The organism is Klenkia terrae (assembly GCF_037083865.1).
Taxonomy (GTDB): domain Bacteria; phylum Actinomycetota; class Actinomycetes; order Mycobacteriales; family Geodermatophilaceae; genus Klenkia; species Klenkia terrae.
Window position 1 is genome coordinate 23,772 of sequence record NZ_JBAPLV010000008.1, and the last position, 13,202, is coordinate 36,973.

Annotated in this window: 14 protein-coding genes; 6 read left to right on the forward strand and 8 right to left on the reverse strand. The window is 75.0% G+C overall.

Annotated elements, in window-relative coordinates:
• Positions 1-4: 4 nt before the first annotated feature.
• Complete coding sequence (locus UXQ13_RS09055) at positions 5-478, forward strand: single-stranded DNA-binding protein (RefSeq protein WP_225232451.1); 474 nt, start codon at positions 5-7, stop codon at positions 476-478.
• Positions 479-626: 148 nt separating this feature from the next.
• On the forward strand, positions 627-2,297 hold the full coding sequence (gene ettA, locus UXQ13_RS09060) for an energy-dependent translational throttle protein EttA (RefSeq protein ID WP_225232450.1): 1,671 nt from the start codon (positions 627-629) through the stop codon (positions 2,295-2,297).
• An 80-nt stretch (positions 2,298-2,377) separates the two neighbouring features.
• Here ettA and UXQ13_RS09065 read toward each other — a convergent pair whose 3' ends face one another.
• Entirely contained in the window at positions 2,378-2,785 is a 408-nt protein-coding gene (locus UXQ13_RS09065) for a protein-tyrosine phosphatase family protein (RefSeq protein WP_225232449.1), read from the reverse strand.
• Between the two features lie 42 nt (positions 2,786-2,827).
• On the opposite strand from UXQ13_RS09065, the gene UXQ13_RS09070 reads away from it, so the two are divergent.
• From UXQ13_RS09070 to UXQ13_RS09080, 3 genes are all read left to right on the forward strand, one after another.
• Complete coding sequence (locus tag UXQ13_RS09070; protein ID WP_336392214.1) at positions 2,828-3,244, forward strand: acyl-CoA thioesterase; 417 nt, start codon at positions 2,828-2,830, stop codon at positions 3,242-3,244.
• Positions 3,241-4,251 carry an acyl-CoA synthetase family protein gene (locus UXQ13_RS09075; protein ID WP_225232447.1) on the forward strand — a complete coding sequence of 337 codons (1,011 nt, stop codon included), beginning with the start codon at positions 3,241-3,243 and terminating at the stop codon, positions 4,249-4,251. Before UXQ13_RS09070 ends, UXQ13_RS09075 begins: the two co-directional genes overlap by 4 nt.
• A gap of 136 nt (positions 4,252-4,387) precedes the next feature.
• The gene (locus tag UXQ13_RS09080; protein WP_225232446.1) at positions 4,388-5,470 is read left to right on the forward strand and encodes a thiolase family protein; all 1,083 of its coding nucleotides are present in this window, start codon (positions 4,388-4,390) and stop codon (positions 5,468-5,470) included.
• A 2-nt stretch (positions 5,471-5,472) separates the two neighbouring features.
• Here the strand turns inward: UXQ13_RS09080 and UXQ13_RS09085 are convergent, their stop codons facing one another.
• From UXQ13_RS09085 to UXQ13_RS09095, 3 genes are read right to left on the reverse strand one after another with little or no spacing between them, the layout of a single operon-like run.
• Positions 5,473-6,090 (reverse strand): energy-coupling factor transporter transmembrane component T, encoded by a 618-nt coding sequence (locus tag UXQ13_RS09085; RefSeq protein WP_225232445.1) that lies wholly within the window; start codon positions 6,088-6,090, stop codon positions 5,473-5,475.
• Complete coding sequence (locus UXQ13_RS09090) at positions 6,087-6,821, reverse strand: energy-coupling factor ABC transporter ATP-binding protein (protein WP_225232444.1); 735 nt, start codon at positions 6,819-6,821, stop codon at positions 6,087-6,089. The genes UXQ13_RS09085 and UXQ13_RS09090 overlap by 4 nt, the downstream gene beginning before the upstream one ends.
• Positions 6,818-7,384, reverse strand: coding sequence for a biotin transporter BioY (locus tag UXQ13_RS09095; RefSeq protein ID WP_225232443.1), 567 nt, complete (start codon positions 7,382-7,384; stop codon positions 6,818-6,820). The genes UXQ13_RS09090 and UXQ13_RS09095 overlap by 4 nt, the downstream gene beginning before the upstream one ends.
• 414 nt (positions 7,385-7,798) lie before the next feature.
• Between UXQ13_RS09095 and UXQ13_RS09100 the strand changes: the two genes are divergently transcribed.
• Positions 7,799-8,167, forward strand: a complete 369-nt coding sequence (locus UXQ13_RS09100) for a hypothetical protein (protein WP_225232442.1) — start codon at positions 7,799-7,801, stop codon at positions 8,165-8,167.
• Between the two features lie 127 nt (positions 8,168-8,294).
• On the opposite strand, the gene UXQ13_RS09105 is transcribed toward UXQ13_RS09100, so the two are convergent.
• The 4 genes from UXQ13_RS09105 to UXQ13_RS09120 all read right to left on the reverse strand — a co-directional run bounded on the left by UXQ13_RS09105 (position 8,295) and on the right by UXQ13_RS09120 (position 13,200).
• A complete protein-coding gene (locus UXQ13_RS09105) occupies positions 8,295-9,827 on the reverse strand; it encodes an ATP-binding cassette domain-containing protein (RefSeq protein WP_225232441.1) in 1,533 nt (510 codons plus the stop codon).
• A gap of 112 nt (positions 9,828-9,939) precedes the next feature.
• Positions 9,940-11,517 (reverse strand): glycoside hydrolase family 13 protein, encoded by a 1,578-nt coding sequence (locus tag UXQ13_RS09110; RefSeq protein ID WP_225232440.1) that lies wholly within the window; start codon positions 11,515-11,517, stop codon positions 9,940-9,942.
• Between the two features lie 25 nt (positions 11,518-11,542).
• On the reverse strand, positions 11,543-11,968 hold the full coding sequence (locus tag UXQ13_RS09115) for a globin (protein WP_225232439.1): 426 nt from the start codon (positions 11,966-11,968) through the stop codon (positions 11,543-11,545).
• Complete coding sequence (locus tag UXQ13_RS09120) at positions 11,965-13,200, reverse strand: MFS transporter (protein ID WP_225232438.1); 1,236 nt, start codon at positions 13,198-13,200, stop codon at positions 11,965-11,967. The genes UXQ13_RS09115 and UXQ13_RS09120 overlap by 4 nt, the downstream gene beginning before the upstream one ends.
• Between the last annotated feature and the right edge of the window lie 2 nt (positions 13,201-13,202).

A 13,202-nucleotide genomic window follows, 5' to 3' on the forward strand; every position in this document is an offset into this window, starting at 1 on the left:
CACCATGAGCCAGAGCCAGATCACCGTCGTCGGCAACGTCGTCGACTCACCCGTCCGCCGCCGCGCCGGGTCCGGTGAGGTCACCAAGTTCCGGATGGCCGCCACCGACCGCTACTTCGACTCGGCCGCCGGCCAGTGGGTCGACGGGGACACCTTCTACGTCGACGTCGACGCCTGGAACGCCCTGGGCGCGAGCATCTCGTCCTGCGTCGTCAAGGGCGACCCGGTCGTCGTCACCGGCAAGATCGCCACCTCGGAGTACGAGGTGGACGGGGCCAAGCGCAGCCGTCCGGTGATCAAGGCGGCCGCGGTGGGGCACGACCTGAGCCGCGGCAGCGCGGTCTTCAAGCGCACCCCGCGGACCGTCGTCGACACCGCACCGGCCGTCGAGGACCCGGGGTACGTGCACACCGAGGACGGCGAGACGGTCGACGCCCGCACCGGCGAGCTGGCCGACGCGGTCGCGGCCCCGTTCTGAGGCGGGTGCCGGGGCCGGGCGCGATCCCGGTCCCGGCGCCACCGGGGTTGCCCGGGGCTGGGAGACTGGGGGACGGCGCGCCGTGCCGACCAGTGGGTCGCCCGCGCCATCCGGACCAGCACGATCCCCGAACCGACGGAAGGCTCCCGTGGCCCAGTACATCTACTCCATGGTGCGCGCGCGCAAGGCGCACGGCGACAAGGTCATCCTCGACGACGTCACGCTCGCGTTCCTGCCCGGCGCCAAGATCGGCGTCGTCGGCCCCAACGGCGCCGGCAAGTCGACCGTCCTGAAGATCATGGCCGGCCTGGAGCACGCCTCCAACGGCGACACCACGCTGGCCCCCGACGCGACCGTCGGCATGCTCCAGCAGGAGCCGCCGCTCAACGAGGACCTCGACGTGCGCGGCAACGTCGAGGAGGCCGTCAAGGAGCTGCGCGGCGCGCTGACCCGCTTCGAGGAGGTCAGCGCGGCGATGGGCGAGCCCGACGCCGACTTCGACTCGCTGCTCACCGAGCAGGGCGAGCTCATGGAGGTCATCGAGAACGGTGACGGCTGGGAGCTCGACAACCGCATCGAGCAGGCGATGGACGCGCTGCGCTGCCCGCCCGGCGACGCCGACGTCCGCGTCCTGTCCGGTGGTGAGCGGCGCCGCGTCGCGCTGTGCAAGCTCCTGCTCGAGGCGCCGGACCTGCTGCTGCTCGACGAGCCCACCAACCACCTGGACGCCGAGTCCGTGGCCTGGCTGGAGGCGCACCTGGAGAAGTACGCCGGCACCGTCGTCGCCGTGACCCACGACCGGTACTTCCTGGACAACGTGGCGCAGTGGATCCTCGAGCTCGACCGCGGCCGGGCCTACCCCTACGAGGGCAACTACTCCACCTACCTGGAGACCAAGGCCGCCCGCCTGAAGGTCGAGGGCGCCAAGGACGCCAAGCGCGCCAAGCGCCTCAAGGACGAGCTGGAGTGGGTGCGCTCGGGCGCCAAGGCCCGCCAGGCCAAGAGCAAGGCCCGCCTGGCCCGCTACGAGGAGATGGCCGCGGAGGCCGACAAGTTCCGCAAGCTCGACTTCGAGGAGATCCAGATCCCGCCGGGCCCGCGGCTGGGCAGCGTGGTCATCGAGACCGACAAGCTGGTCAAGGGCTTCGGCGACCGCGTGCTCATCGACGGGTTGTCGTTCTCGCTGCCGCGCAACGGCATCGTGGGCATCGTCGGCCCCAACGGCGTCGGCAAGACCACCCTGTTCAAGATGCTCGTCGACCAGGAGACCCCCGACGGCGGCGACATCAAGATCGGCGAGACGGTCAAGATCGCCTACGTCGAGCAGAACCGCAGCGGCATCGACCCGACCAAGAGCCTGTGGGAGGTCGTCTCCGACGGCCTGGACCACATCAAGGTCGGCAACGTGGAGATGCCCTCGCGGGCCTACGTCTCCGCGTTCGGGTTCAAGGGCCACGACCAGCAGAAGAAGGCCGGCGTGCTCTCCGGTGGTGAGCGCAACCGGCTGAACCTGGCGCTGACCCTCAAGCAGGGCGGCAACCTGCTGCTGCTCGACGAGCCCACCAACGACCTGGACACCGAGACGCTCACCAGCCTGGAGAGCGCCCTGCTGGAGTTCCCCGGCTGCGCCGTGGTGGTCAGCCACGACCGGTGGTTCCTGGACCGGGTGGCCACCCACATCCTCGCCTACGAGGGTGACTCGAAGTGGTTCTGGTTCGAGGGCAACTTCGACGACTACGAGAAGAACAAGATCGAGCGGCTCGGCGCCGACGCGGCCCGTCCGCACCGCGCGACCTACCGCAAGCTCTCGCGCGACTAGCAGCTGCAGCGGGTCACCCGGCGGTCATCGGGTCGCGTCACGACGCGACCCGATGACGGTGGGGTGACCCGCTGCCGTCGTCACGCGCGCCAGGCGGCGACGAAGCGGCGCTGGGCGGGTGTCTCCACCGCCCGGCGCCGGTAGTGCGTGCGCACCCAGGCCACCGCGTCGGCGGCGGGCACCCCGTCCAGGACGGCGAGGCAGGCCAGCGCCGTCCCGGTCCGGCCGTTGCCCCCGCCGCAGGCCAGCTCCACCCGCTCGGTGCCGGCCCGCACCAGCAGCTCGTCCAGCGCCGCCCGCAGGTCACCGCGCGGCAGCCGGAAGTCCGGCCAGGGCACCCAGCGGTGCGGCCACGCCGTCGGCCGGTCCCGACCCAGCAGCACCAGGCCGAAGTCCGGGTCGGGCAGGTCCTGGCGCAGCCCGCGACCGCGCACCCGCCGGCCCGAGGGCAGCTCCACGAGACCGGGGTCGCCCGCCGTCCAGGTCACCGCCTCACCGTAGGACGCCGCCGTACGGCAGGGTGTCCCCTCGTGAGGTTCTCGGTGCAGGTCCCGATGCGCTGGTCGGACATGGACGCCTACCAGCACGTCAACAACGTCGCGTTCCTCGGCTACTTCGAGACCGCGCGCGTGGCGCTGTTCTTCGACCAGCCCACCCACGACGCCGAGACCGGCATGCGCCGCGGCCTGGTCGTGCACTCCCACCAGGTGCAGTACCGCCGGCCAGTCGTCTACGACGCCGAACCGCTGACCGTCGACATCTGGCTCTCCACCGTCCGGGCCGCATCCCTGACCTGCCACTACGAGCTCTTCGACCACGGCACGCTGGCCGTCACCGGCAGCACCGTCCTGGTGCCCTTCGACTTCGCGCTGAACCGGCCCCGGCGGATCACCGCCGAGGAGAAGATCTGGGTGCAGCAGTGGCTGGACGAGCCGGCGGCGGGATGACCTCCCCGGTCGACGTGCTGGGGGCTCCCGACCCGGTCGGTGCGGTGCTGACCGCGCACACCGCGGGGACGCCGATCGCCGTCCGCACCTCGGGCACGACCTCGAGTCCCCGCCTGGTCGTGCGCAGCACCGCGTCCTGGGTCGGCTCCTTCCCGGCGGTCACCGCGCTGACCGGGCTGGACGCCGGGTCCCGGCTGTGGCTGCCCGGTCCGCTGCACGCCTCGATGAACCTGTTCGCCGCCGTCCACGCCCGGTCGGTCGGTGCCGAGGTGCTGGACCGGCCCGACGGCGCCGGCCACGCCGTCCTCACCCCTGCTGCCCTGGCCGGCGCACTCGCCGACGGCACGCCGCTGGCGGGGGTGCACCTGGTGGTGGCCGGCGACCGGCTGCCCCGGGCGCTGGCCGACCGCGCGGTCGCCGCCGGGGCCCGGACGGCGCACTACTACGGGGCCGCCGAGCTGTCCTTCCTCGCCTGGGGCACCGCCGAGGACGACCTGCGCGCCTTCCCGGGCGTCGAGCTGGCGCTCCGCGACGGCGTCGTGTGGGCCCGGTCGCCCTACGCGTCGACCGGGTACGCCGCCGGCCAGGACGGGCCGCTGCGCACCGCACCGGACGGCTGGGCCACCGTGGGCGACCGCGGGACGCTGACCGCGGACGGCGTCCTGCTGGTCGCCGGGCGCGGCACGGACGCGGTCACCACGGCCGGCGCGACCGTGCTGGTGGCCGAGGTCGAGCAGGCGCTGCGCCGGGCCGGCAGCGGCGACGTGGTGGTGGTCGGGGTGCCGCACCCCCGGCTCGGCCAGCTGGTGGCCGCGGTCGGGACGGACCCGGTCGCCCTGGCCGCCGCCCGGGCCGGCGCGTCCGAGCTCACCGCCGCGCAGCGCCCCCGCCTGTGGCTGCACCTCGAGCGGTGGCCGCTGACTTCCGCCGGCAAGGTCGACCGCGCCGCCGTGGCCGAGCTCGCTACGGCCGGCCACCTCGCCCACCTGCCGGCAGCCGTCGCATGACGCCCAGGACCCACTCCGGGCCCCGAACGGGTCCCAGCCGTCACCTGACGCCCGCCGGGGCGTCGATCGACGGCAGCCGACCAGATCCCACCTCGAGTGGTCGACCAGCGTCGATCGACGCCCGTGGCGGGCGGCCGTGAGCGGCGAACCCGTCGTCGTCGCTGCGCTGCGGAGCGCGATCGGCACCGCCGGGCGGTCGTTCGCCGACGTGCCGGCCGCCGACCTGGCCGCGCCCGTGCTGGCCGCGGTCGCGGCAGCGGTCCCGCAGCCGCCGCAGGAGGTGCTGCTGGGCAACTGCACCGGACCCGGCGGCGACCTCGCCCGGGTCGCCGCGCTGACCGCCGGGCTGCCGGTCGGGGTGCCCGCGCTGACCGTGGACCGGCAGTGCGCCAGCGGGCTGGCCGCCGTAGTCCTGGGTGCTCGCCTGCTCGCCACCGAGCCCGGGCTGGTGCTGGCCGGCGGGGTCGAGTCGGCGTCCACCTCGCCGCGGCCGGGTCGGGCCGCCTTCGCCCCCGCCGAGCTCGGCGACCCCGACATGGGTCCGGCCGCCGATGCGCTGGCCCTCCGGCACGGCATCACCCGGGCGCAGCAGGACGCCTACGCCGCGCGCTCCCACGCCCGGGCCCACGCGGCGCAGCAGGCCGGGGCCTTCGACGCCGAGGTCGTACCGGTCCGCGGCGTGGTCCGCGACGACCGACCGCGCCCCGGGCTCACCGAGCAGCGGCTGGCGCGGCTGCGCCCGGCCTGGGGCGGCACCGGCACCGCCGGCAACTCCTGCGGGGTCAACGACGGCGCGGCGGTGGTCGGCCTGGTCGACGGGGACACCCACGCCCGGCTCGGCGTCCCCGGGCTGCGGGTGCTGGCCACCGCGACCGCCGGCGCGGACCCCGCGCTGCCCGGCGCCTCGCTGGTGCCCGCCGTCGCGACGGCGCTGGACCGGGCTGGCCTCGGGCTGGCCGACCTGGACGTCGTCGAGCTCAACGAGGCCTTCGCCGGCCAGGTGCTGGCCTGCTGCGCGCTGCTGGACCTGGACCCCGCCCGGGTCTGCCCGCAGGGCGGTGCGATCGCGCTGGGGCACCCGTGGGGAGCGTCCGGCGCCGTCCTCGTCGTCCGGTTGTTCAGCCAGCTGGTCCGGGCCGGGGGAGGGCGGTACGGGCTGGCCGCCGTCGCGGCCGGGGGCGGCCAGGGCGTGGCCGTGGTCGTGGAGGCGGTGCGCTGAGCTCAGGCGGTGTCGGCGCCGCGGGCGTCCAGGGCCTCGCCGACGGTGTGCGCCAGCTGCAGCACCGAGACCAGCAGCGGCACCACCAGCAGGACCAGCGCCCGGGGCCCGCGCACCCGACCGCCGCGGGCGGCCTGCGCCTCCCGGATCCGGTCGGCCCGCTCGGCCACCAGCGGGACGAACCGCAGCGCCATCGCCACGGCCAGCCCGATCCGCGCCGGCCGGACGCCGACCAGCCGCAGCGGGGCGCACAGCCGCTCGACCACGGCGACCAGCGCGGTCACCCGGGTGGTCGCGGTGACCACCGCGGCCGCCAGCACCAGGGCCACCAGCCGGACGGCGGTGGTCAGCCCGGTGAGCAGGTCGGTCGCCAGGGCGTGGAAGACCAGGATGGCCACCGCCCAGACCGCGACCACCCGCACCTGGCGGACCAGCAGCCGTCCCGGCAGGCGGGCCACCACCAGCCCGACGAGGACGACGCCCACGAGCACCCCTGCCGCCACCGGCAGGGTGGGGACGACGAAGACCACGACGCCCAGCACCAGCAGCGCCAGCAGCTTGACCCCGGCCGGCGTCCGGTGCACCGGGCTCGGGCCGGGGACGTAGAGGGCCAGCGTCACCGGTCGGCCACCAGCGCGCGGTAGGCCGCCACCGCCGGTGCGGGCCGGTCGTCGGCGACCACCCGACCGCCGTCGACGACGAGGACGCGGTCGAACCCGTCCAGCAGGGCCAGGTCGTGGGTGACCACGACGACCGCCTGCTCCAGGCCCTCGACCAGCCGGGCGATCCGGCGGGTGTTCACCAGGTCCAGCAGCGTGGTCGGCTCGTCGAATACGATCCGGGCCGGCCGCATGACCAGCACGCCGGCGATCGCCAGCAGCTGCTTCTGCCCGCCGGACAGCAGGTGGGCCGGGTGGTCGGCGTGCCCGGCCAGCCCGTAGCGGTCCAGCACCTCGGCCACCCGCTCGGCGCGCTCGGCCGCGGGCACGCCCTGGTTCTCCAGCCCGTACCCGACGTCCTCGGCGACCGTGGGGTGCACGATCTGGGCGTCGGGGTCCTGGAAGACGAAGCCGACCCGCCGGCGCACCTCGCGGGCCGCGGTCGCGGTGTCCAGCCCGTCGACCAGCACGCTGCCGACGGCGGGGACGACCAGGCCGTTGAGCAGCCGGGCGAACGTCGACTTGCCCGACCCGTTGGTCCCCACCACCCCGATCCGCTGCTCGGTGAGCCGCAGGTCCAGGCCGGTGAGCACGGTCCGCTCGCCGTAGGTGTGGCCGACCCCCTGGAGCTCGATGCCGCGGGACGGGTCGGCCACCGCGGCCGCGGCAGCGGGCCCGCGCCGCAGCCTCACGGGGTCGCGGCTGCCCGCCGGGGCCGCTCGATCACCGGGTAGGCGCGCCGCACGGCCACCGCGAGCACCGCCGCGACCACGGCCTTCACCAGGTCGCCGGGCACGAACACCAGGCTGCCGGTGGCCGCCGCGGCCAGCGAGGTGTCGGCGTACAGGCTGATGAACGGGATGCCGATCGCGTAGACCACCCCGATGCCCCCGACCACCGTGGCCAGCAGGGCGGTGGCCACGTTCAGCCGTCGCCAGAGCAGCTCGACCAGCAGGCCGGTGACGAAGGCCGCGACCGGCCACGAGTAGAGGAACCCGGCGCTGGGGCCGACGAAGACCGACAGCCCGCCGCGCCCGCCCGACAGCACCGGCAGCCCGACGGCGACCAGCACCAGGAACAGCAGCAGGGCCAGGAACCCGCGCTTGGCGCCCAGCACGGCCCCGGCCAGCATCACGCCGAGCGTCTGGGCGGTGATGGGGACGGGGAGCGCGGCCACCGGGATCGCCGGCAGCAGCCCGAGCGCCGCGGTGAGGGCGGCGAACAGGGCGACGTAGGCCAGGTCGCGGGTCTTCATGGGGTCCTCCGGCAGGCACGGGGTGTCGACCGCGGAAGGTATCCGGTGGGTGCCCGGCGGCCGGGCGGGGGGCCTGGCGGACGGCTGAGCTGCAGTGACGGAGCCGGGTTGCCCGGCTGCTGAGGGTGAGGTTGGCTGGGGGCACGGGGTCCGCGACGAAACGGCGAAGGAATGGCATCCGGAAGGTGGTCCTCGTGGTGGCAGCGCCTGCTGTCGGCACCCGCGGAGCCCGAGCGCGTGGTCCGCCCCCCACCGGGCGACACGGCCCTGGGCCCGGAGCCGGAGGAGAGACCGGCACCGCAGGACGCCGTCCCGACGCCGAGGAGCGCATCCCCGGCCGCCCCCCGCGGTGCACCACCGCACGGCGGTGACACGACCGCACCACCCCCCGCAGACACGACAGGAGTTCCACCCATGGCTCAGCTCGACAGCGTCATCGCCTCACTGCTGGAGATCGAGGGTGCCAACGGTGCCGCGATCGTCGACATCGACAGCGGCATGGCCCTCGCGGCCGGCGGCAGCCCCGGCTTCGACCTCAACGTCGCCGCGGCCGGCAACTCCAACGTCGTGCGGGCCAAGCTCCGCACGATCAACGACCTCGAGCTGGACGACGAGATCGAGGACATCCTCATCACGCTCAAGGGCCAGTACCACCTGATCAACGTGCTCAAGGGCTCCGGCAACACCGGGCTGCTCATCTACCTGGTGCTCAACCGCAGCACGGCGAACCTGGCCCTGGCCCGCCACAAGCTCCGCTCGGTCGCCGGCACCGTCAGCGTCTGACCCGCCGCCCCCTGGCGCAGCGTCGATCAGGGGAGTGCCGCGACGTCCGTCCTCCTGCACCAGATCTGGTGCAGGAGGACGGACTTCCGTGCACCCCCCCTGATCGAAGCTGAGGGGCCGGGAGGGCTCAGGCGGCGGCGAGGATGCGGGCGCGGACGTCGACCGCGGACATCTCGTGGGTGTCCAGCCACTCGTCCACCCGGCCGTCGGTGACCACGCCGATGCGGTCGCAGCACTCGGTCAGCTCGTCGGGGTCGACCGACACGACGACCACCGAGCGGCCGTGCGCCGTCGCCTCGTCCAGCAGGGTGCGGACCTCGCGCCGGGACCGGGCGTCCAGGCCGCGGGTGGGTTCGTGCACCACGACCACGTCGCTGGGGTGCGCGGCCAGCCACCGGGCCAGGGCCAGCTTGTGCTGGTCGCCGCCGGACAGCGCACCGAAGACGGTCTTGATGCTCAGCGTCGCCACGTTCATCCGGTGCACGGTGTCGATCACCCCGCGCAGGCTGGCGATCTCCGAGCGGAGGTCGGAGGGCCGGCCCCACTCCTCGTCGGTCAGCGTGCGGGCGATGGTGGCGCCCGGGTCGACCCCGTAGGCGTCGTCGTCGGGCCGGTAGGCGTCCAGCCGCAGCGCGGCCGAGCCGGTCGAGGACGGCACCGGGCGGTCCTCCCCGTGCAGGGTGACGGCGTCGCACTGCGCCGGGATCTCCCCGGTCAGGGCACCGGCGATCTCGCGCAGGCCCGAGCGCCGGCGCCCGGTCAGCCCCAGCACCTCTCCGCGCCGCACGCGCAGGTCCACACCGGTGGTCGCGCCGGGGACGCGCAGGTTGCGCACCTCCAGGGCGACGTCGGCCGAGGGCTGCGGGCGGGTCGTGGTGACCGGGACGTCGTCGGGGGCGGTGCGGGCCACCGGGATCCGCACGGGCGGTGCGGACGCGGTGGACCGGGGCAGGGCGCCGTCCAGCGTCGCCACCACCAGCCGGGCCGGGTCGAGCTCGGACGCGGGGGCGTCCAGGGCGATCCGGCCGTCCCGCAGCACGAGCACCCGGTCGACCACCTCGAGCATCTCCGGCAGCCGGTGGCTGATGTAGAGGACGCCGCGGCCCTCGCTGCGCAGCCGGCGGGCGACCGCGTGCAGGCCCGCGACCTCGGCGGGGGTCAGCGACGCCGACACCTCGTCCATCACGATCAGCTTGGTGTCCTCGGCGAGCACCCGGGCGGCCTCGACGAGACCGTGCACGAACCGCGGGATGTCGGCCACGAGTGCGTCGGGGTCCAGGTCGAGCCCGATCTCGGCCAGCACCGCCCGGGCCCGCGCACGGACCCGGGCCTCGGGTGCGTCGGCCAGCGGGGTGCCGCGCAGGACGGCCCGGGCCACGGTCAACCGGGGGTCGATCCGGATGAGCTGCTCGACCACCCCGACCCCGAGGTGCCGGGCGTCCTCGGCCGACAGCGGCGCGTAGGCGTGGCCCTGCACGGTCATCCGCCCGGCGTCCGGGGCGTAGATGCCCGCGACGACGTCGCCCAGCGTCGACTTGCCGGCACCGTTCGCGCCGACCAACCCGACGACCTCGCCGGCGTCGACGCTGAACGACACGTCGCGCAGCACCCGCCGACCCTCGAAGGCCTTCGCGAGACCGTCCACCTGCAGCACGGACATCAGTGCTCTGGCCTCCCGTGCCGGGCCGCCCCGGAGGGTTCCCGACGTCGTCCCCGTGACGGTGAGTGGTCAGATGGAGACTACCCGCGGACGGCGGGCGCGCCTCCCGGGATCAGACGGCCAGCCACACCGCGGCATCGACCGGCAGGGCGCCCTCGGCGAGCTCGGCGCTGACCAGCAGGACCTCGCCCGCCGGCACCCGCACCGGCTCCCCGCCCAGGTTGACCAGCACCAGCAGCTGCCGGTCGCCCAGGTCCCGGCGGAACGCCAGGCAGTCCTCCGGGGCCTCGTCCCAGGTCAGCTCGCCGGTGACCTCCCGGCGCAGAGCGAGCGCACGTCGGTACAGCGACAGCATCGAGTCGGGGTCCCCGGCCTGGGCCTCGACGGTCAGCCCGGCCCACCCGGCCGGCATGGGCAGCCACGTCTGGGTGCCGTGGCTGAAACCGTAGGGCGGCTCCTGGCCGCTCCAGGGCAGCGGGATGCGGCAGGCATCACGCCCCCGGTCGGTCCCGCCCGAGCGGAACCAGACCGGGTCGGTCAGCGCCTCGTCGGGCAGGTCGACGTCGGGCATGCCGACCTCGTCGCCGTTGTAGACGAACGCCATGCCGGGCAGCGCCAGCTGCAGCAGGGCCGCTGCCCGGGCCCGCCGGGTGCCGATCTCCCCGCCGCCGTAGCGGGTGACGTGCCGGGGCCGGTCGTGGTTGGACAGCACCCAGCACGCCGGCGCCGGCGTGGTGGCCACCGCGGCCAGGGAGTCCACGACGGCGGCGCGCAGGTCGGTCGTCGTCCAGTCGGCGGTGAGCAGCCGGAAGTTGAACGCCGAGTGCAGCTCGTCCGGGCGGAGGTAGCGGGCCAGCCGCTCCTCGCTGGACACCCACACCTCGCCGACGGTCATCGCGCCGGGGTAGCCGTCGACCACCCGGCGGACCAGGCGGTGGATGTCGTGCACGCCGTCCTGGTCCAGCCGGGGGTCGTCGGGCCCGTGGTCGTCGAACAGCCCGGTGTCGGAGTCGAAGGCGACGTCGGGCAGCCCGGGCGCCTTGGCCATCCCGTGCGCGACGTCGATCCGGAAACCGTCGACCCCGCGGTTCAGCCAGAACCGCAGCGTCTGCTCCAGGTCGGCCAGCACCTCGGGGTGGGTGAAGTCCAGGTCGGGCTGCTCGGGCGCGAACAGGTGCAGGTACCACTGGCCGTCGGGCACCCGGGTCCACGCCGGGCCGCCGAAGATCGACGGCCAGTTGTTCGGCGGGGTGGCGCCGTCGGGGCCCTGCCCGTCGCGGAAGACGTAGCGCGCCCGCTCCGGGGACCCGGGGCCGGCGGCCAGGGCGGCGACGAACCAGTCGCGCTGGTCCGAGGTGTGGTTGGGCACCAGGTCGATGGTCACCCGGATGCCCAGGTCGTGCGCCTGCGCCAGCACCGCGTCGAAATCCGCGAGGTCGCCGAAGACCGGCTCCACGTCGCGGGGGTCGGCAACGTCGTAGCCGTGGTCGGCCATCGGCGAGGGGTAGAAGGGGTTGATCCACAGCGCGTCGACGCCGAGCTCGGCCAGCTGCGGCAGGCGGTCGCGCAGACCGGCGAGGTCGCCGACGCCGTCGTCCCCGCCGTCGGCGAAGGACCGGATGTAGACCTGGTAGAAGACCGCGTCCCGCCACCAGTCGGTGGTCGGCGGCGCGGGCGGGGTGGTGGTCACGCGGGCGCTCCGGGGAGTCGGTGGGTCAGGGTGCGAGGTCGGTGGGTTCGTCCCACCGGTTCTGCATGCTGCGGGCGGCCATCTCCAGGTAGCCCCACAGCGTGGCGTCCTGCTCGGCCGGCAGGGCCAGCGAGTCGACAGCGGCACGCATGTGGTGCAGCCAGGCGTCCCGCTCCCGGCCGCCGATGGCGAACGGGGCGTGCCGCATCCGCAGCCGCGGGTGCCCGCGCTGCTGGGAGTAGGTGGTGGGCCCGCCCCAGTACTGCTCGAGGAAGCCGCGCAGCCGCTCCTCGGCGTCGTCCCAGTCGTCCTGCGGGTACAGCGGGGCCAGCACCGGGTCGCTGCGGACGCCGGCGTAGAAGTGCGCCACCAGGGCGCGGAAGACCGGTTCGCCACCGACCTCGGCGTAGAACGTGCGTGCCGAGGGCAGCGGGCGGCTCGACTCGCTCATGTACCCGATGGTCCCGCAACGGCGCGGCCGGCGGGCGCCCGGGTGCGCAGCAGCGCGAGCAGCGGGACGACGACCAGCGGCAACCCGGCCAGCCCGGTGACGAGCACCACCGTCCCGGCCGGGACGACGTCGGCGGCGGCACCCGCGGCCAGGGCGCCGAGCCCCTGGACGGCGGAGATGCCCGCCATCGCGATGCCGATGGCCCGGCCCCGCGCCGCCGGCGGGACCGCCGCCACGAAGGCGACGTTGAGGGGGACGGTCCAGGCCGTGGCGAAGCCGGCCACGGCGAGCGCGGCCACGAAGGCCACCGTGGCCACGCCACGGTCCGGGATGCGCGCGGCGAGACCGGCCACGGCGGTGGCGGCCACGGACAGCAGCACCAGCGGCACCACGAGGCGGTCGCGCAGCCGCGGCGGGCAGAACCTGCCGACCAGCAGCATGCCCACGACGGCGCCGGCCGGGTGGACGGCGAGCACCACCCCGACGAGGCCCTGGCTGTCCGAGAGCTCCTCGGACAGCCCCGTCCCGATGCCCTCGTGCGCGTTGTTCAGCAGGACGCCGATCCACAGCAGGGCGACGATCGCCGCCAACCGCCGGTCACCCAGCACGAGGCGCAGCCCGGCCGCCGTGTCCCGCCACACCGACTGCACCGCGGCGCCGGCCTCGACCAGGGCCGCGGGCCGGGGTCGCAGACCCACCAGCAGCCACCCGCCCGAGACGGCGAAGGTGGCTGCGTTGAGGAGCAGCCCGACCGAGGGGTGCAGCGCGGTGACCAGCAGCCCTCCCAGGAGGAACCCGACCACCTGGGCGAGCTGGAGCACGATGCCGGTCACCGAGGTGGCGACGGCGTACCGGTCGCCGGTCAGGACGTCGGCGGCCAGCGCCGCGCGGGCCGCCTCGTAAGGGGGTGCGGCGACCGACACGAGCAGCAGCAACCCGAGCAGGGCCGGCAGCGGCATCCCGGGGACGGCCATGGCCGCGACGAGCGCAGCCCGGGCCAGGTCGCTGACCACCATGACCCGCTGCCGCGGGAGCCGGTCGGCCAGCGCGGCCAGCACCGGGCCGCCGACCACCCAGGGCAGGTAGCTGATCGCGAACGTCAGGGCGCTGAGCAGCGGCGAGCCGGTGCGCTGGAAGACCAACACGGTCAGCGCCAGGCGGGCCAGCTGATCGCCGACCGTGGCCAGCACGTAGGAGCCGAACAGCGGCCGGTACTCGGCCACCGCGAACACCG

Coding starts and splice junctions, on each gene's coding strand:
- UXQ13_RS09055 (WP_225232451.1), top strand. CDS start 5: ATGAGCCAGAGCCAGATCACCGTCGTCGGCAACGTCGTCGACTCACCC.
- UXQ13_RS09075 (WP_225232447.1), top strand. CDS start 3,241: ATGACCTCCCCGGTCGACGTGCTGGGGGCTCCCGACCCGGTCGGTGCG.
- UXQ13_RS09095 (WP_225232443.1), bottom strand. CDS start 7,384: ATGAAGACCCGCGACCTGGCCTACGTCGCCCTGTTCGCCGCCCTCACC.
- UXQ13_RS09100 (WP_225232442.1), top strand. CDS start 7,799: ATGGCTCAGCTCGACAGCGTCATCGCCTCACTGCTGGAGATCGAGGGT.
- UXQ13_RS09105 (WP_225232441.1), bottom strand. CDS start 9,827: ATGTCCGTGCTGCAGGTGGACGGTCTCGCGAAGGCCTTCGAGGGTCGG.
- UXQ13_RS09115 (WP_225232439.1), bottom strand. CDS start 11,968: ATGAGCGAGTCGAGCCGCCCGCTGCCCTCGGCACGCACGTTCTACGCC.